This is a genomic window from Aliivibrio fischeri ATCC 7744 = JCM 18803 = DSM 507 (assembly GCF_023983475.1).
Lineage (GTDB): Bacteria > Pseudomonadota > Gammaproteobacteria > Enterobacterales > Vibrionaceae > Aliivibrio > Aliivibrio fischeri.
The window spans coordinates 1,085,839-1,102,207 of record NZ_CP092713.1 but is presented as its reverse complement, the minus strand read 5'-3'; the positions used below and the strand labels follow the sequence as shown (position 1 = coordinate 1,102,207).

General features: G+C 34.8%; 20 protein-coding genes. 2 read left to right on the top strand and 18 right to left on the bottom strand.

What is annotated here, in order from left to right:
• Positions 1-349 precede the first annotated feature (349 nt).
• The gene (locus AVFI_RS18525) at positions 350-1,717 is read left to right on the top strand and encodes a YjiH family protein (protein WP_065621611.1); all 1,368 of its coding nucleotides are present in this window, start codon (positions 350-352) and stop codon (positions 1,715-1,717) included.
• A 398-nt stretch (positions 1,718-2,115) separates the two neighbouring features.
• Here AVFI_RS18525 and AVFI_RS18520 read toward each other — a convergent pair whose 3' ends face one another.
• The gene (locus AVFI_RS18520; protein WP_005422827.1) at positions 2,116-2,364 is read right to left on the bottom strand and encodes a DUF3297 family protein; all 249 of its coding nucleotides are present in this window, start codon (positions 2,362-2,364) and stop codon (positions 2,116-2,118) included.
• A gap of 202 nt (positions 2,365-2,566) precedes the next feature.
• Between AVFI_RS18520 and AVFI_RS18515 the strand changes: the two genes are divergently transcribed.
• Complete coding sequence (locus AVFI_RS18515; RefSeq protein ID WP_054776268.1) at positions 2,567-2,794, top strand: PAS factor family protein; 228 nt, start codon at positions 2,567-2,569, stop codon at positions 2,792-2,794.
• Positions 2,795-2,865: 71 nt separating this feature from the next.
• On the opposite strand, the gene AVFI_RS18510 is transcribed toward AVFI_RS18515, so the two are convergent.
• From AVFI_RS18510 to AVFI_RS18430, 17 genes are all read right to left on the bottom strand, one after another.
• Positions 2,866-3,396 carry a beta/gamma crystallin-related protein gene (locus tag AVFI_RS18510; protein ID WP_054776267.1) on the bottom strand — a complete coding sequence of 177 codons (531 nt, stop codon included), beginning with the start codon at positions 3,394-3,396 and terminating at the stop codon, positions 2,866-2,868.
• Positions 3,397-3,589: 193 nt separating this feature from the next.
• Positions 3,590-4,165: a hypothetical protein gene (locus tag AVFI_RS18505; protein ID WP_065639681.1), complete on the bottom strand. Its 576-nt coding sequence runs from the start codon at positions 4,163-4,165 to the stop codon at positions 3,590-3,592.
• A 299-nt stretch (positions 4,166-4,464) separates the two neighbouring features.
• Complete coding sequence (locus AVFI_RS18500) at positions 4,465-5,067, bottom strand: putative adenosine monophosphate-protein transferase Fic (protein ID WP_054776266.1); 603 nt, start codon at positions 5,065-5,067, stop codon at positions 4,465-4,467.
• Positions 5,060-5,515, bottom strand: coding sequence for a YhfG family protein (locus tag AVFI_RS18495; protein ID WP_236781465.1), 456 nt, complete (start codon positions 5,513-5,515; stop codon positions 5,060-5,062). Before AVFI_RS18495 ends, AVFI_RS18500 begins: the two co-directional genes overlap by 8 nt.
• Before the next feature lie 210 nt (positions 5,516-5,725).
• Positions 5,726-6,193, bottom strand: a complete 468-nt coding sequence (locus AVFI_RS18490; protein ID WP_054776265.1) for a hypothetical protein — start codon at positions 6,191-6,193, stop codon at positions 5,726-5,728.
• A gap of 150 nt (positions 6,194-6,343) precedes the next feature.
• On the bottom strand, positions 6,344-6,859 hold the full coding sequence (locus AVFI_RS18485) for a ClbS/DfsB family four-helix bundle protein (RefSeq protein ID WP_054776264.1): 516 nt from the start codon (positions 6,857-6,859) through the stop codon (positions 6,344-6,346).
• Positions 6,860-7,003: 144 nt separating this feature from the next.
• Positions 7,004-7,474 (bottom strand): DUF523 domain-containing protein, encoded by a 471-nt coding sequence (locus AVFI_RS18480; RefSeq protein ID WP_155663022.1) that lies wholly within the window; start codon positions 7,472-7,474, stop codon positions 7,004-7,006.
• Between the two features lie 794 nt (positions 7,475-8,268).
• Positions 8,269-8,712, bottom strand: coding sequence for a hypothetical protein (locus AVFI_RS18475; protein ID WP_155663023.1), 444 nt, complete (start codon positions 8,710-8,712; stop codon positions 8,269-8,271).
• 761 nt (positions 8,713-9,473) lie between these two features.
• Complete coding sequence (locus AVFI_RS18470) at positions 9,474-9,773, bottom strand: hypothetical protein (RefSeq protein ID WP_005423980.1); 300 nt, start codon at positions 9,771-9,773, stop codon at positions 9,474-9,476.
• 260 nt (positions 9,774-10,033) lie between these two features.
• Positions 10,034-10,312: a nucleotidyltransferase domain-containing protein gene (locus AVFI_RS18465; protein ID WP_054776313.1), complete on the bottom strand. Its 279-nt coding sequence runs from the start codon at positions 10,310-10,312 to the stop codon at positions 10,034-10,036.
• The gene (locus tag AVFI_RS18460) at positions 10,309-10,944 is read right to left on the bottom strand and encodes a hypothetical protein (RefSeq protein ID WP_054776312.1); all 636 of its coding nucleotides are present in this window, start codon (positions 10,942-10,944) and stop codon (positions 10,309-10,311) included. The genes AVFI_RS18465 and AVFI_RS18460 overlap by 4 nt, the downstream gene beginning before the upstream one ends.
• A 2-nt stretch (positions 10,945-10,946) precedes the next feature.
• Positions 10,947-11,435 (bottom strand): hypothetical protein, encoded by a 489-nt coding sequence (locus AVFI_RS18455; protein ID WP_054776311.1) that lies wholly within the window; start codon positions 11,433-11,435, stop codon positions 10,947-10,949.
• Positions 11,428-11,628: a hypothetical protein gene (locus AVFI_RS18450; protein WP_107295950.1), complete on the bottom strand. Its 201-nt coding sequence runs from the start codon at positions 11,626-11,628 to the stop codon at positions 11,428-11,430. Before AVFI_RS18450 ends, AVFI_RS18455 begins: the two co-directional genes overlap by 8 nt.
• A 160-nt stretch (positions 11,629-11,788) precedes the next feature.
• Complete coding sequence (locus tag AVFI_RS18445) at positions 11,789-12,997, bottom strand: hypothetical protein (protein ID WP_188863995.1); 1,209 nt, start codon at positions 12,995-12,997, stop codon at positions 11,789-11,791.
• Between the two features lie 154 nt (positions 12,998-13,151).
• Entirely contained in the window at positions 13,152-13,862 is a 711-nt protein-coding gene (locus AVFI_RS18440) for a hypothetical protein (RefSeq protein ID WP_155663025.1), read from the bottom strand.
• A gap of 885 nt (positions 13,863-14,747) precedes the next feature.
• Entirely contained in the window at positions 14,748-14,894 is a 147-nt protein-coding gene (locus AVFI_RS18435) for a hypothetical protein (protein ID WP_196582636.1), read from the bottom strand.
• Positions 14,895-15,735: 841 nt separating this feature from the next.
• The gene (locus AVFI_RS18430) at positions 15,736-16,248 is read right to left on the bottom strand and encodes a methylated-DNA--[protein]-cysteine S-methyltransferase (protein ID WP_155663167.1); all 513 of its coding nucleotides are present in this window, start codon (positions 16,246-16,248) and stop codon (positions 15,736-15,738) included.
• Between the last annotated feature and the right edge of the window lie 121 nt (positions 16,249-16,369).

The following is a 16,369-nucleotide window of genomic DNA, read 5'->3' as shown; positions in this document are numbered from 1 at the left end:
ATATCATCGTGGAGCTGGTAAGCCATGGGCTCACCAAACGTGACTCCGAATACATTAGCGCAAACTAACTCCGTCATTAATTAATTGTAGTTGCAATTAAGAGGCGGACCATACATTTTTGTATATAATGCTTTTCTTTTAACAAATAACAATCAATTTGATTACAAATAAAGCATTCAATAATGATCATCTACTGAATAAAAGTGAATAATTACTTTTTTTTAATGAATAGTATTCCACTTCATTAGAAAACAGTGTAATCTCCACTTTATTGAATGAATACGGAAATTTAGTGAATAATAATGCTAAGGAATAGCAGTTTATTAACTAGTGGTAATTTGAGAGATTTATGCAAAATTCAAGTGAGAGTATACCTATGAGCAAGAAGAAGAATCTTCTAATGTTTCTTATCCCGTCATTAATCGGCTTGTTCCTTTTTATGGCCCCAATAACCTATAACGGTGATATTACTATCCCAGTTGCCGTTTTAGCTAAATCAATTCAGGCTTTATTCGGTGAACACCTAGTAGCTATGGTTACAGGCATCACTATGTTTATGGCAGTAGTAACTATCTTGTTTAAACTATTCAAACCAAGTTTTATTACTAAAAATGAATTCCTATTTGGTTTGTTGAACCCAAGCCCACTTTGGTTCGTCGTTCGCCTAATTGGTGGTGCAGCGGCAGCAATGGTATTTTTTCAATTTGGCCCTGAGGCCATTTGGGAACCAAATACTGGTGGTTTAGTATTAAACGATTTACTTCCTGTTCTTTTTTCTGTATTCATTTTTGCAGGCTTATTATTACCTCTTCTTCTTAACTTTGGTTTACTTGAACTATTTGGTGCTTTGTTAAGTAAAGTGATGCGTCCTGTTTTCAATTTACCAGGTCGTTCTGCTATTGACTGTATGGCATCATGGTTAGGTGATGGTTCTGTTGGTATTCTTTTAACAAGCAAGCAATATGAAGGTAAGTTTTATACTCAACGTGAAGCCGCTGTTGTTGGTACTACTTTCTCTGCAGTATCAATTACTTTCAGCCTTGTTGTTATTGCTCAAGTTGAATTAGAAAGTTATTTTTTACCATTTTATTTAACAGTATGTCTTGCAGGTGTTGTGGCTGCGATTATCATCCCTCGCCTACCGCCATTAAGCCGTAAAAAAGACCTGTTCATTGATGGCACCGAGCGTGATGCTGATGCTGAATTAATCCCAGAAGGATATACAACATTTTCATGGGGTTTAGAGCAAGCGATGAACAAAGCCGCTAAAGTAACTTCTATTAGAAACGTATTTGGTGAAGGCGTTAAGAATGCAGTAGATATGGTATTTGGCGTATTACCAGTGGTTATGGCATTAGGTACTGTCGCTCTTGTTATTGCTGAATATACTTCTGTTTTTACTGTGTTAGGTCAACCGTTTATTCCGTTCCTTGAATTGCTAGGTGTTCCTGAAGCTGCGGCTGCATCTCAAACGATTGTTGTTGGTTTTGCTGATATGTTTATTCCATCAATCTTAGCGGCTTCAATCGATAGTGAAATGACTCGTTTTGTAATTGCTGCAATGTCAGTTACACAGTTAATTTATATGTCTGAAGTTGGTGCTTTATTACTTGGTAGTAAGATTCCAGTAAACATTTTTGAACTGTTTGCTATCTTCATCTTACGTACTATTATCACACTTCCAGTAATTGCAGGTATGGCACATTTAATTTTCTAATTAAACGTCACTCTCACCTATTTAAAGCGATCTCTTATGAGGTCGCTTTTTTTTGACTTAAATACTCATAGAAGACAAATGATAATATTGGCGTGAATAATAATGAGAAAATGAATGCTATTAGACCTGAACGATCATAGCTTTTAGCTATAACGGCTACCCCAAATGATAATGAAATATATATCCATAATGAAAAGTAAATCATATAAGACCAACATGTTACTTAATAAAAACAATGATAGCTTTATATATCTTCTACACTATTAGTGATACTTGATTTAGAAAGATGTGCTGATTTATCAGCAATTATAGGATTTAACAAATTGTGTTAGATTATTAGATAAAAAAAAGGCTTAGTAATAAACCTAAGCCTTTCAACACTTATAATAAGTAAATGCTTATTTATAAAAAGCTTCAACTGTGCCTTTTAATTTAATTAGCATTGGTTGTCCACGACGGTCAAGTGCTTTAGGTGAAGGGATCTTAACCCAACCTTCGCTGATGCAATATTCTTCAACATCAAAACGCTCTTTACCATTTAAACGAATACCAATGTGATGTTCAAAGCATTCAGCAACGTGGTGTGGGCTACGAGGGTTGCCAGAAAGATGATCTGGTAAAGTTGGTTGAGTTTTAGCGTCGTTCATGTTCATGACCTATAAAATAAAAGTGCGTCATTGTAGTCAATCTAAGACTAAGTCACAAGTGCTCTTCATCAATATCATTAGTGATACTTACTTAGTGGTTAATTTTTATTATTTTGTGTTCTAGCTGTTTTGTGATGGGATTCCATAAATCTTTTTTCTATACTAGTCATAATATTAGATGAACTACATGGAGATAATGCAAATGGATACAACGTCACTCATCTATGACACGCTCACAAACTTAGCAAGTGCTGAACCGACTCAATGTGCTCAAATTCGACAAAAATTGTATGATGAACTTAATCTGCCATTTGATAAGAAGTTCGCATTATATTCGGGTGTACTTGGTCCGGTAAGCGCAGGAAGGATTGACGATCTTAATGAGGCGGTTAATAAAGCTCGTGCTATTTTAGAAGATAAAAACTATTGATGCTGTAATATATGATTCTAGCCTTTTAATTAAGGCTAGAAATTCGTTTATAAATAATGTGGTTTATCTTGTTAAAAAGTGCTCAATATTTTTATCGAGCTAATTTTATTATCAAACCCTTTCGCGTTCCCTTCCCCACTTTTACGAGTGTAAAAGTCACCAGTGTAATTTTTACCTTCATAAAAACGAACAATCCAACCTGATGGGATATCATAAGAAGACATTCTATCGTCAAAATTGTAATCACTTAAATCGGGCTCATTATGCTCAATACTTATCGATGACCCCATTTGATTACTCTGACTGTAAATCTCCACGCTCTTATTTGTGTTTGCTTCTAGACCAAGTACGATAGTTGATTGATTGCATTTCGCTTCACGAGACTTACAAAAAATACTATCTTCACCTTGAGATTTTTCACAGCGCCGTTGCACTTTATAACGAGCAATATCCTCTGTTATTCCTGCTTCTGCAAAAATGTCTTGGAACGGTTGAAGAGTACAGATATATATCCGACTTTCGTTATCTGAATCAAAATTAAATCCAGCATGAGAAGCTGAACTCAAACCTAAAAGAGTGGTTAAAATGATTATTTTTTTCATGATTACTATCTACCACAGCAAATACATTGCCATCATAAAGCACCAAAAAAGCCACCAAAAAACTGGTGGGAAGATTATCGTAACGCAAGATATATTAGAACAATATGACTGAATTTCAAACGGTTATATTATTAATTATTCGATACCTAGAGACACATCAACATTACACTAGGAGAATTAAATACTCGCTTTGTTAAATTGGTCTTGTCATAATTAACGGGTTTGGATTTAGTGTTTCACAATCTTTATATAAATCAGCAGATAATTGGCGAAAAGCCGCTTGTTTAATATATGAGGTTTTAAAGGCAATCATTGCTTCTTCTATCTTATTAGAATATATAGGGGTAATAGACACATTATTCCACTGATAATTAACATCAGTAACGTAGACATTTAACGCATCATAAGGTAATTGAAATACTAATGTTTGATTACAAGGTGTAAAGGTTCCCAAAGGCGTCCCACTTGCATCTTGTGCTTTAGTGGACGTAATAGCGATAAAACTCCCCGCTTTAGCTGAACCTACAATATACCTTCTATCTTCTGTATATTGATAAGATAAAGAGGAAAACCAATCTTCTTTAAAAATCGCATTTTCAAAGTCAATTTTACCTAATGACAATTTTATATCATAAATACTCGTAATGTTACCTATAACAAAGTTCACATTATGTAATTCTGTTTCTTTTTCAGTTACCACTTCGGTTTTCGTCGTTGAACATCCACTTAGGGCCAAGATCAGGGCTAAATTAAACATCCTTGCTAACATGAAGCCACCTTATACGTATAAAAGCTCATTGATTTAAATTAATTAAATCTTATAACATTGTTAAATACCCAGCAGGTATAAAAATGTGAACTGATTCGAATATCTTCTTTCTGTTATATCTAATTAAGGTTTAGCTCTTTTAATAATTGAATTGCGGCGTCTCTGCTCGTATTTACTGTTACAACGTATCTCATAAATTCATGAATCATAAGAATACTCATACAACACGGTCACTACCAACTAATAATGACTTAAAACAAGTCCTCCCTCAACAACCTGAGATCGTGTTGATGCATTTGTTAACTGCGCTTTTCAGCTTTAGTTACACAAACAGAAAACAGCTCTTTCATTGGCACATAATTACAATGATAGCCATGGATATTTGCGGCTACCCACTGCTCAGAAGTAATGCCTGAAAAATTAATATTGTAACCACAGTTGATTGCAATATGCTCAAACAACAAACGTTGGGCACGACCATTTCCTTCACGGAATGGATGTAAAACATTAATATCGCAATAATACTCAGCTAACTTAGTAAGAAATTCATCGTATGGTAGTTCTACTAAATACTTATCTTTTTCTAACATTGAAAATAGATTATTTGCTTCTTTTTCAATCCTAGCTACATTACAGAAACGTGTATTTCCCTTTGAAATATCAATCGTTCTTAACTCGCCAGCCCATTCAAATAGATCGGAGAATAACATATGATGAATTGAACGCAGATAGATGAAATCGTAAGGAGGCAATTGAAACTCTACATACATTGCAGCTAACGTTGTTAAATCACGTTCTGCAGCCTCTAATACCGCTTCATTGTTGATATTGAGCTTATTAACAAGAACCGTACTATTTTCGTAAGTATAAGGATCTTGTGTTGTGCCATATTTATCAACCATTGAGCGCCTCTAACGAATTTACGTTTGAGTATTTGCTTAACAAAATTTGACGTTGTTGCTCTCTGTCGAGTGATAAATCGAAATTACTAGCAACATCATGCCCTTCTAAACGCATACTTTCTTTAAAGTTATCCATTTTAACTTGCTCGAAATAGGCATGCTTTTCTTCGTAAGAAGAAAGCATTGAATTACTTGGCATAACTAAATCAATATCATTAAGTTGAGACTGGATCGCTTTTCCTGATTCAAAAACACCCCAGCTATTAATAGAAAAACGGAAGGTTCGACCTTGACGCTCTCTTTGAATATTTAAGCCTAAATTTTTAACTAATGAGTTAACTACGGATTGTACTTTACGTTCAGAAATCCCAGTTGCAGCCACGATAGCTTGAGTATTTGGAGATTCTAATCGTGTCATTGCAGCTAAAACTAATAATTCGTATTTCATGCTTACCTCGCACATTTATGCGGAAATAATATTAGTTTACTACTCAAAGGGAATGATTACCATATTTGAAAACTAAATTAACAAAGAAGCAGTTAACGCCTGCATAACACGTTTACTACTATGCAATTATACTTAATATTGATGCCTTAAAACGAGAAACACTCGGCAAACTGAGATTGCCGAGTGTAGTAAATCGTGTTGATGCATTTGTTAGGTGTGTTTATTTAATTCTTCGATAAGTTCTGGAATAAGAACTTTAACCTTTATAATTAAGTTACTTCTTTCACTTTGATCTTTACGGTTAAAATACTTTAAGCTTGTTTCTCCTGTCCCAGCAAGCGCTATTTCATATGCACTCTCTTCCTTTGTTATATCCTCAATACGCGATAAATCATGGGATAATTCTTCCAATTTTAAAGCTGTTACTACAGGAACTAATTTATAACCACCTTTTATTGTAAAAATATTTAAACTTAAAAATCGTGGAATATAAGTATCACTACGTTCAAAAACGACTTGAATTGCCTTTAAATCAACAACTATAGCTGAACAAATTATCCCTAATTCAGTCTTTAATAATCGTTGATCACGACTAAAACTAAGTGCATAAGTGATAATCACACCTAACAACGTAGACAGCATACCGAATAAACCGGCAAATATGACATCATTATTCATTACGACCTCCGAAACACCTAACGCCGCAATAACACGTTTATTACTACGACGACTTAGCTGAATTTTACTACCTTAAAACACCGAAACCAAAGACAAACCTACAACGGCGAATGTAATAAATCGTGTTGATTGCTTTGTTATGTGAATTGCCTAATTGATCCCATGAGCCTTTTTAAAACGTCTTACTTTTGTTCTCATATTTTTCATTGGTGACGATGTATTAAATTGGATCATTCGTCCTAACGTCCATTGCTCATACCACAGGATTTCATATAAAGTATAATTATCAAGGCTATTAATTAGATCTAAAATTTCTTTAGTTGTCGATTTAAACTCAAGCTGTAAATCAACGAAATCCCAGTCTTTATAATGAGCCTGGAAGCTTTGAGCTAATTCACCTAGTTGATTCCATTTATAACCGGTTTCAGGGAAATCTACAGGCTTTCCATCTGATTTTAGCTGATACCATTTAAGAACAAGCTTACCCCAACCTATTAAATATGAAAGAGTATCGCAAACACTAACTTTTGTATTTTTTACGTTTCCTTCAATTTCCAAATCACGAGATAACTCCGGTGGAATAGATTGATAATCAACCAATAATTTAGATGAAATAGAGCTAATCGCATCAACTAACTCATCTTTATTTTTTTGGACTGAGGACATTTTAGACTCCATTCACATAACGCCTGCATAACACGTTTGCTGCCATACAGATTAAGCCCAAATTTACCACTTAACACGGTAAACTCAAAGAAATCTAGAATGCCGAATGTAGCAAATCGTGTTGATGCAATTGTTAGCTGCGATTTAAATTTTTAACCTTGCTAATTGATGTTGGCTTGTAACTTTAATACCGTGATTTTCAAGTAAAGTGCAAGTTACGCCCTTTCCTGAGACCTTAACACCTTCAAACTTACCATTATAAATACTGGAGCTGCCACAAGATGGACTTGATTCAGTTAAAATTGCATATTCAACGTCATTATCTAGGCACATTTTAAGAGTTAGTTCAGCGCCGTTTAAAAAGGCCTTCGTTACATCGCTACCATCTTTGCCAAGTATTTTAGCTGAGCCATCAAGGACATCATTTCCTGTACCACCGCATATTTCTGCGGGAATGCGTGGTATCGGCAAGCCGCCAGCAACTTCAGGGCAAAAGGATATAATGTCATTTGATTCAATAAACTCATCAAACTCGCTCGTATTTACCTCAAGATTATTCCCGTCATAGCGGACTTTGCAGCCTAATAAACAAGAACTCACTAATACTTTTGCCATTTTAATTGTCCATAAAATTAAAAACTAGACCTATTGCTTGCATTGTATACTATGAAATCGAGGGCTAATTAAAACATATATGAAAATCCATAAAACTAACACGACAAAGAAGCAGCTAACGCCGCAATAACACGTGCGAACGACTTACTTTCCAAACCAATTACACTCCAAACCGCGAATGCCGAATGTAATTAGCATCGTGTTGATTGCTTTGTTACACGATCTTTGTCAACGCTTCGCTTTAATTGGTAAAGAACTGATTTACCGAGATTTACGGTGAACTGAGTTTAATTAGACTAACTCAATTAAGCGAGCAAAATATCACTTCAACGGCAAAAACTGCGAGATGAAACAATCCCTTTTTCTTACACCATTTGTACGATTTTGTTTCAGCAAGTTTGGAGCTGATAAACCAAATATCCTCGCCACAATTGGGATTGATAATGCTGAGAAGAAAACACTAATGCAGGATAAAATGAGGCAAAACCACGAACAATTGAAGCGTGAATTAGTTTCTGAAACCAATGAACTTTTGGAAATAATGTTCAGTTGCCGAACCTAATGAAATGAAAACTAAAAGGAAACAAAGAAGAAGGAAAACCACCCTAATTTCACATCTAAAAATCGGATGGTTCTATCGCTGAACTGAGCAAAAAACTGCTATCTTTAGTTCGTGTAACGCCTGCATAACACGTTTGCTACGATACAGGCTTAACTGAATTTTACTGCCTTAATCACTGAAACTAAAGACAAACTGACAACGCCGAGTGTAGCAAATCGTGTTGATGCATTTGTTATGTGCGTAACCAAATATTCATGCGTTCTTCAGATTTTTTAACTGCATCGATAGAAAAAAGTTTAGGGTATTTTAAAATGACTGCTTCAAATGCATATTTTTCTAATCCCATTTCAACTAAAGCTGTATATCCTTGTGTTACTGATTCTCGATTAACTGCTCTCTCAACTGCTTCAATTATTCCATGACGCTTTATCATTTGCCAAGTGCGACTAGCTCGTGTTGTTTTACCATTCTTTTTAGTTAAAATAGCTTCATACGCATAAACTGCTTCAAGAGATAATTTTTCCGCCATTGTTTGGCATCCATATAGCTCAGCCCTAATTTCGATAGCTCTAACTTGAGCTTGTTGTGCCAAGTCACTCTCTCCCAATCTAAGAGCGTTTTTTCTAAACTTCGCACATGAATCTACAGTTTTAAGATTTCTAACTCGATTATCCATATCAATTTCCTTTTGAAAGCACATAACGCTGGCATAACACGTTTATTACTATGCCAACCAACCTGAATTAACCGCCTTAATCACAAAACTAAAGACAAACCCAGAACGCCGAGTGTAATAAATCGTGTTGATGCGATTGTTGTGCGGACTTACTTTCGGCTTGGCTAGCTTGGCTAGCTTGGTAACGAACTGCTCTGCCAAGATTTTCTAAGCCCTGATTCTAATTTACCGATGACAATTAAGCGAACAAAATGTTCTTAAATTGCGAGATAAAGTGAATGGAAAACAGATACATTTTTTACGCCATTTGAACGACTTGGTTTCAGCAGATTTTTAGCTGATAAACCAAATATCCTCACCACAATTGAGATTGAAAATGCGGCGAGTAAAACACGGATGCAGGGTAAAATGAGGCAACACCAAAGAACCATTGAATCGTAAAAATGCCTCTGAAACGCCTGAACTTAGGCCGACAATGCTTAATTGCCGAACCTGATGAAACGAACGCTAAAAGGGAACAAAGAAGAAATTTACGCTTACTAAGCCGAAACTACGAAAGCTGCGATTCTATTGATGAACCGTGCAAAAAATTTCGGACTCAGTACGCACAACGCCTGCATAACACGTTTGCTACGATACAATCCTAGCTGAATTTTAACGCCTTAGTCACTGAAACTAAAGGCAAACTGACAATGCCGAGTGTAGCAAATCGTGTTGATGCATTTGTTATGTGCGTAGCAAACTTTAAATACCATATTTATTTACTTAGGTTTTGATAACCCTCTTTTCTTATATTCTTTTTCGTAAATCACTTCATTTATTATCCACCCAAAGTAATTCAGGATTAGTCCAAAAACGAACAAAAAAGGAATTTGAACGTATAAGTCTAATCGGTATTCTTCCCATGAACGAACTTTGTCGAAAACAATAAACCCAACCAAATACCCAAAAAAAACCGCGCCACCAATGAGCAAAGTTTGTTTGAGCACATAATTTAGCTGTCCTTTTTTACGTGTAAGAGCCCAGCGTTCAAAGCGTTTATTTTTCCATTGTTTGATCATAACTCACACTCTTTGCTTAATTAATACAAAGACTAAGGTATACCTTTCACGATAAATAAAATGTGCACTAGTTCAATAGAAAAGAAAGACCACCTATAAGCAACAAAAAAGCACATAACGCCTGCATAACACGTTTGCTACCATACAGATTAAGCTCAAATTTACCACTTAACACGGTAAAGCAAAAGAAACCTAGGATGCCGAATGTAGCAAATCGTGTTGATGCATTTGTTATGTAGCGATTACAACTATAAAATACATTAAACTTTCACCGCTTGAGTTCTATTCACAAACTCAAGCTCGACTTCTTCTTCTGGAGTCATAAAATATAAATCAAGAGGTATCTGTATAGATAACTCTGATAATTCAAATTTTATTAAATCAAGCTCTGAAAAATGATTATAAATAACTAACACATCAACATCACTTGAGTTTTTCTCATTATCCAAAATTGAACCAAAAAAATAAAAATCCACATTTAGTCCAGATGCATTTAAACGTACGTTAATTGCTTTAATTCGCTCAATTATATTAATCAAGTCCAAACTCTATTTAAATCTCCCATTAACTCACCCCAAGATAAGAGTTTTATTCCTGCACTGTCAGCTGCAGTTTGACTACTAGTTGATCTTCTACAATTAGGGTTTGAAGTCAAAATCGCTTGAAATTCACCAAATGTTGTTATGCCATTTCTGACGGATGCAGCAGTTAAGTCATAATCATTTAGAACTAAAATTGTGACCGGAGGCAATCCATCTCTTTCAATATAAAACCTTCGATTGTCCAACCTTTGAATATTATTAACACGAGAATGCTGTCTAAGTCCTGGAATCACAAACTCCATTTCAGCATCCAAGTATCCAGCCATTCCACCTAAGGCTAACGCTCTAAATGCATCACCGAGCCCCCCTATACCAAATCCGGCAGAATTAGCTAAAGCATAAACATCACCGACGATATATGCATCCTTCTTAATATTTAGCAAGAAATCAATATTACCCACATCAATCCCACTTAATGAATCTAGAGTAGTACGATCTTCTGAAATACATGCCACATTAAAAATGTGTCCATTCTCATGAGTTATTCTTAATAAATTCTCTATTATTTCAATACTCTCAACTTTATCATGATCTAAAAATCTTTCTTCGCACCAACGACTTAAACTCATAATTACCCCAAAATATTAAGTATTTCTTGTGGGAAAGTAATGCCATTGGCATTACTTCTACCTGTATGTTTAGCATTAAAATCATCTACATGCTGCTTATATTCTTCAAATACTCCCTCTTCACATTCAATAAGTAAATGTCTATTTTCTTCAATTATTTCAACGATTTTATGATTGTTTGGCAAAATAAAATCAGCTATTTTTCTTAACCATTGTTCAGGCATATCACTTTCAGGGTTAAAACGCTCTTCAGTCATAGGTCCATATGTATCAAATATCTTTTTATTCTGTATAAAGAAAGGAGTTATTGCTTTTTTTACTTGCTCTCTTGTTTCAAATAATTCTTTTTCAGGTATTGATTTAGCTTCGGAGTGCAATTTAAGAAGATCTAATAATTCATCTTTTGTTAAACCATTTACAATGGTTAAATCTCTTCCAGCCATGTAATTGTTTGAATTATCGCCAGAAGATTGCTTTTGAGTACTAATCATCTGTTTTTCCTATTTTAAGATCTCGACCAGCCATATTGTTAGTTGAGTTTTTTCCTGATTTTTGTTGTTGCCCTGAATCGCTCCCTTTAAAAAAGAATTTCCAAATTAACGATATTCCTACGACTCCAATACCACTAAGAAACCACTCATGATTAGCACCTAACCATTCTTTAATCGATATCATCATTTCCATTATTACTTCCTTAATTGTTAAACTTTTAAGCTACATAACGCCTGCATAACACGTTTGCTATTATGCAAATTAAGCTTAAATTTACCACTTAACACGGTAAACTCAAATAAACCTAGAATGCCGAATGTAGCAAATCGTGTTGATGCAATTGTTAGCTTTCTTAATGAATACGTGAATACGTCTTTCCACTTATAACCCTCTGAATTTGTAGAATATTTTTACCTTTAATTATTTCAAGAATTTGCTGTTCAGTATAGCCACAAGAATTCAACTCACGTACTTTTAGAACTTGTTCTACTGATAACCTGTCATCTGAACTACAAATTACTTTTGCGGCATATTCATCGTCTTTCCATAATTCACTGATAAGTAAATTGGCGATACCGGATCTAGGGTTTATTTTTTGATACTCTAAAACCGCAGCATCTCTTTCAGCAATAGTAACCCTGTCACTATTTAATAATCTAAATTTGTGGAGGAACTTCATACCTTTAAAGCCGCCAGGTATCATATTTAAAGACACCTTGTTTTTCATACACTGGTCAACCATAGTTTCTTCCCAAGCCATTATCTGCTCGTATGTATGGTCACCAACAATGAGTTCACTACTTAATAGGACATTTTTATTTCCAGTAAACTCTCTCCACGTTTTGTGAAAAAGCTTGTTACTTCCTGATTTTATTTCATTAAAATGTTCACTCATTCTTTTTAACCAATCACGGCTAGTCACCCCAATATATACATATTCTTTTTCTATATCTCCATCTTCACTACGAAGAGCTATTTTATGACAATACCCATAGTGTTGTTTTTTAATTTTCGGAAAACCTTTCATTATATATTGTAATGGAAACGAAATAGCCCATGGTGTACCATCAAATTCAGCAACGACTGCATGTACAATTACCCTTGATTCTTCTTTATTTCTTTTAAACTCTTCAAAAGCAAAGTAAGGTTTAACCATTGTTTTAACTGGTTTATCTTTTATACATTCGTGGACTATATCGAAATCTAAATCCCAAAATAAATTCCACGACCCTTGTATATAATTTTGGTTGCTTTTTAATAATTTTTTCCCTATACCAATTAAGGATTCTGGTACATTAGGTATATCTGTTTTATACGCGCCTTTAGCATCCATAATACTAATACCTGAATCATTCATTGCAGATAGAAAACATTCTAATAAGTATGAAAAATTAATTACAGAAATCGGAGTCCACTTTCCGACAATACTTCTGACTGCATCTTGATCAATATACTGATACTTATGATTTCTAGCATTTTTGGTTAACTTCTTAATCTTAGACTTAACATCATGCATTTCATTCATATCTAATACAGGTGGATAAAATTTCTTCTTAAACATATTTACCTTCTAGGGAACGAAATTCTTAACATGAGAGCTAACGCCTGCATAACACGTTTGCTGCCATGTAGATTAAGCCCAAATTTACCACTTAATACGGTAAACTCAAAGAAACCTAGAATGCCGAATGTAGCAAATCGTGTTGATGCATTTGTTATATTTGAGCGTCATAGCCTAATGCTCGACTACATTTTTCAAAATTTGCTATATTTGATATTAATTTTATTGCACTCTCGTTAACTTCCTTTCCAATTGATAACTGTTTAAGAAAAAACAAAATGTTCATCCATGATTTCATATGCTGACTACTCAATTCAGTGCATGATTGTGTTATTGACATTAGTAATTCAAGCTCGAATTTAGCCAGATTTGCAGCTTCTTCATAAAAAGCACTATCAACAGTTTCTTCAGAAACTTTAGACATAAGCTCAACAAAAAGAGTCTGATTTTCTAGGTATTTATTTGCGTGGAATTTAAAATCAGCACAGGTTTCTTCATGTATGATTTCAACATCTTCAAATATTCTTCTGATTAAAACTCTCAATTGATGCCTTAATCGCCGTTCAATTTCTATTTTTCTACGTAACTCAGACAGTTTTTGATTTTCTTCTAACCGCTTTAGTTCTAATTCTGCTTTTTTCTCTAATTTGACGCGTTCAAATTCTCGTATAACATCAATAACAAATAGAAATAGTAAAACCTCAATAACCATTCCCGATATTTCCGGTAACAAATTACCTGAAAAATAGTCCCACAATGGGTAAGTTATACCATTTTCATTTTGTTCAGTCGTAGGGTAAATCTCAAGGGTTATCCGTAATAAACTCAAAAAGAGTAAAATTAAACCAATATATACATTTTGCATCGCTCTACTTGAATCAAAGAATGCTCGGAGAATTGTCCTTCTCACCTATTTACCTCATTTTTAGCCAAAAGCTAGATTAAAAATATAACGCCGCAATAACACGTGCGAACGCCTTAATTACCAAACCAATTACACTCCAAACCGCGAATGCCGAGTGTAATAGCATCGTGTTGATTGCTTTGTTACACGATCTTTGTCAACGCTTCGCTTCAATTGATAAAGAACTGATTTACCAATAATATTTAGAAACCAATTCTAAATTACAAAAGCTAATTTAGCGAACAAAAGAACCGTTCAACTGCAAAAACTGCGAAACGAAGTAATCCTTTTTCTAGCATCATTTGTACGATGTAGCTTCAACAATTGTTTAGCTGATAAACCAAATATCTTTGCCACAATTGGGATTGATAATGTTGCGAGGAAAACACTGATGCGGGATAAAATGAGGCATAACCAAAGAACAATTGAAGCGTAAAAATGTCTCTGAAACGCATGAACTTAGACCGACAATAGTCAATTGCCGAACCTGATGAAATGAACACCAAAGGAAACAAAGAAGAAAGAAAACCACCCTACTTTCACATCTAAAAATCGAATGGTTCTATCGCTGAATTGAGCCAAAAAACTGCTATCTTTAGTTCGTGTAACGCCTGCATAACACGTTTGCTACCATGCAGATTAAGCTCAAATTTACCACTTAACACGGTAAAGCAAAAGAAACCTAGAATGCCGAATGTAGCAAATCGTGTTGATGCATTTGTTATAACCATCTGATAATGTTACTGAAACCGTAACTGTTTACCTTCAACATTATAATCACTACCTTGATCATCTTATTTCCAGCAAGTCATGCTCTTTGGCACCGATAACTATCAATTATTTGCTTTATTTTTTCGTCGTAACAATAACGTAATTAACTAGAGTTAATCCAATGACAAAACACCAAAATTGTAAGCTAGGTAGCACCGTTGAAACAGATCCAACAAGTAAACCAGATCCAAGCCCTATTGCAATTTTTTGAAGAGTTGTCATTTTCAAAGTCCTTTTTTATTCAATGATTACTAAATAGCTGCAATCTATAGTATTAAATCAATTCTACCTTAACTATCACTTAAACAATTAATATTTAAGTGTATTTGAGAAATATCTCACCTAGGTTATAACGCTGGCATAACACGTTTATTAACATGCAGACCAACCTGAATTTTATTGCCTTAATCACAAAACTAAAGGCAAACCCAGAACGCCGAATGTAATAAATCGTGTTGATGCGATTGTTGTGCGTGCTTACTTTCGGCTTGGCCAGCTTGGTAAAGAACTGCCCTGCCAAGATTTTCTAAGCCTAGATTCTAATTTACCGATGCCAATTAAGCGAACAAAATGTTCTTAAACTGCGAGATAAAGTGAATGGAAAACAGATACATTTTTTACGCCATTTGAACGACTTGGTTTCAGCAAGTTTGGAACGAATAAACCAAATATCCTAACCACAATTGGGATTGGAAATACTGCGAGCAAAACACTGATGCAAACTAAAATGAGGCATAACCAAAGAACAATTGAAGCGTAAAATAGCCTCTGAAACGCCTGAACTTATGGAAATAATGGCTAATTTGCCGAACTTGATGATACGAAAACCAAAAGGCAACAAAGAAGAAATTTACGCTTACTAAGCCGAAACTACGAAAGCCGCGATTCTATTGATGAACCGTACAAAAAATTTCGGACTCAGTACGCACAACGCCTGCATAACACGTTTGCTACCATACAGATTAAGCTCAAATTTACCACTAAACACGGTAAACTAAAAGAAACCTAGAATGCCGAATGTAGCAAATCGTGTTGATGCATTTGTTATAAATACTATTTAGACTTAGATGAAGAGATTCCGCTCTAATTCTAAAAGGCGTTTTTTCAATGATAAACCGCCACCATAGCCAACAAGCTCACCTTGGCTGCCAATTACCCTGTGACAAGGAATTATAATTGCCAATCCATTTGCACCATTAGCATTTCCAACCGCCCTAACCGCGCTTTCATTGCCAATTGATAAAGCCAAATCTTGATACGTTACAATGTCACCGTATTTCACTTTATTTAATGCGCCCCACACCGATTTTTGAAAATCCGTACCAACCAGTAATAAAGGAATATCGAAAACACTTCGTTCACCAAGAAAGTATTCTTCAAGTTGCGTTTTGGTCGATTCTAAAACATCGTCGTTTCTTTCTACGAATTCAGCGTTAAGGCTGCGCTTAATACGATCATCAACTGTACTTCTCATTTTACGATATCGAAAGTCACAAAGACAAAGCTTACCGTCATATGAGCCAAGCACAAATTCGGCATAAGGATGTTTAAAGTGTTGGATATTAATCTGATTCATTGAATGTCCTTATTATGAATAACTTACCCGTATTTATAACGCCTGCATAACACGTTTGCTACTATGCAGATTAAGCTCAAATTTACCACTTAATACGGCAAACTCAAAGAAACCTAGAATG

Excerpts from the sequence above, each read along its gene's own strand:
- AVFI_RS18495 (WP_236781465.1), bottom strand. The coding sequence starts at position 5,515 with ATGAAATACGAATTATTAGTTTTAGCTGCAATGACACGATTAGAATCT.
- AVFI_RS18445 (WP_188863995.1), bottom strand. The coding sequence starts at position 12,997 with ATGTTTAAGAAGAAATTTTATCCACCTGTATTAGATATGAATGAAATG.
- AVFI_RS18500 (WP_054776266.1), bottom strand. The coding sequence starts at position 5,067 with ATGGTTGATAAATATGGCACAACACAAGATCCTTATACTTACGAAAAT.
- AVFI_RS18490 (WP_054776265.1), bottom strand. The coding sequence starts at position 6,193 with ATGAATAATGATGTCATATTTGCCGGTTTATTCGGTATGCTGTCTACG.
- AVFI_RS18510 (WP_054776267.1), bottom strand. The coding sequence starts at position 3,396 with ATGAAAAAAATAATCATTTTAACCACTCTTTTAGGTTTGAGTTCAGCT.
- AVFI_RS18525 (WP_065621611.1), top strand. The coding sequence starts at position 350 with ATGCAAAATTCAAGTGAGAGTATACCTATGAGCAAGAAGAAGAATCTT.
- AVFI_RS18505 (WP_065639681.1), bottom strand. The coding sequence starts at position 4,165 with ATGTTAGCAAGGATGTTTAATTTAGCCCTGATCTTGGCCCTAAGTGGA.
- AVFI_RS18435 (WP_196582636.1), bottom strand. The coding sequence starts at position 14,894 with ATGACAACTCTTCAAAAAATTGCAATAGGGCTTGGATCTGGTTTACTT.
- AVFI_RS18430 (WP_155663167.1), bottom strand. The coding sequence starts at position 16,248 with ATGAATCAGATTAATATCCAACACTTTAAACATCCTTATGCCGAATTT.
- AVFI_RS18440 (WP_155663025.1), bottom strand. The coding sequence starts at position 13,862 with ATGCAAAATGTATATATTGGTTTAATTTTACTCTTTTTGAGTTTATTA.
- AVFI_RS18455 (WP_054776311.1), bottom strand. The coding sequence starts at position 11,435 with ATGATTAGTACTCAAAAGCAATCTTCTGGCGATAATTCAAACAATTAC.
- AVFI_RS18515 (WP_054776268.1), top strand. The coding sequence starts at position 2,567 with ATGGATACAACGTCACTCATCTATGACACGCTCACAAACTTAGCAAGT.
- AVFI_RS18475 (WP_155663023.1), bottom strand. The coding sequence starts at position 8,712 with ATGGATAATCGAGTTAGAAATCTTAAAACTGTAGATTCATGTGCGAAG.
- AVFI_RS18470 (WP_005423980.1), bottom strand. The coding sequence starts at position 9,773 with ATGATCAAACAATGGAAAAATAAACGCTTTGAACGCTGGGCTCTTACA.
- AVFI_RS18480 (WP_155663022.1), bottom strand. The coding sequence starts at position 7,474 with ATGGCAAAAGTATTAGTGAGTTCTTGTTTATTAGGCTGCAAAGTCCGC.
- AVFI_RS18460 (WP_054776312.1), bottom strand. The coding sequence starts at position 10,944 with ATGAGTTTAAGTCGTTGGTGCGAAGAAAGATTTTTAGATCATGATAAA.
- AVFI_RS18485 (WP_054776264.1), bottom strand. The coding sequence starts at position 6,859 with ATGTCCTCAGTCCAAAAAAATAAAGATGAGTTAGTTGATGCGATTAGC.
- AVFI_RS18450 (WP_107295950.1), bottom strand. The coding sequence starts at position 11,628 with ATGGAAATGATGATATCGATTAAAGAATGGTTAGGTGCTAATCATGAG.
- AVFI_RS18520 (WP_005422827.1), bottom strand. The coding sequence starts at position 2,364 with ATGAACGACGCTAAAACTCAACCAACTTTACCAGATCATCTTTCTGGC.